This is a genomic window from Sutterella parvirubra YIT 11816 (genome assembly GCF_000250875.1).
In the GTDB taxonomy this organism is placed as follows: Bacteria; Pseudomonadota; Gammaproteobacteria; order Burkholderiales; family Burkholderiaceae_F; genus Sutterella; species Sutterella parvirubra.
Window position 1 is genome coordinate 88,692 of record NZ_JH605011.1, and the last position, 707, is coordinate 89,398.

Consider the following 707-nt stretch of genomic DNA (forward strand, 5'->3'; position numbering starts at 1 on the left):
GGGATCTCCGTGATCCTCGCCGTGCTCTACCACTTCGCCGGGATGAGCTGGGACGACGCCGTCATGCACATGATGACGACGGTGAGCCTCTCGGGGATCTCCGCGCACGACGCGAGCTTCGGGTACTTCGCAAACCCCGCGATCGAAACGATCTCGATCATCTTCATGGTGATCTGCGGCTTCAACTTCTCGCTGCACTTCGCCGCCTGGCACCACCGGAGCATCGGCACGTACCTGCGGGACCCCGAAGCGAAGGCGTGGGTCGGCGCGCTCGCCGTCCTCACCCTCATCTCGGCGGCGACGCTCGTCGTCAACGGGGTCTACGACCCGCTGACGGCGCTGCGCCACGCCGCCTTCAGCGTCGTTTCGGCGGCCTCGACGTCGGGCTTCGGCACGGAGGACTGGTCGGCGTGGCCTTCGGCCCTGCCGATTCTCATCATGCTCTCGGCCGGGTGCTTCTCCTGCGCGGGGAGCACCGGGGGCGGCGTCAAGATGATCCGCCTCATCATCGCGGCCAAGGTCGCCAAGCGCGAATACCTGCGGCTTCTCTACCCGAACGCGGTGCTCCCGCTCACGATCGGGAAGACGACCATCGACGACAAGATCGCCTTCTCGGTGATCGTCTTTCTCGTCGTCTGGGTCTTCAGCACCTTTGCGCTGACGATCGCGCAGCTCATCGCGGGGATGCCGGTCGAAACCGCGATTTC

Annotated in this window: 1 protein-coding gene; it reads left to right on the forward strand. The window is 65.5% G+C overall.

Annotated features, from left to right (window positions below; genetic code table 11):
* On the forward strand, positions 1–707 hold a 707-nt coding region (locus tag HMPREF9440_RS12270), incomplete at both ends, for a TrkH family potassium uptake protein (protein WP_281047935.1).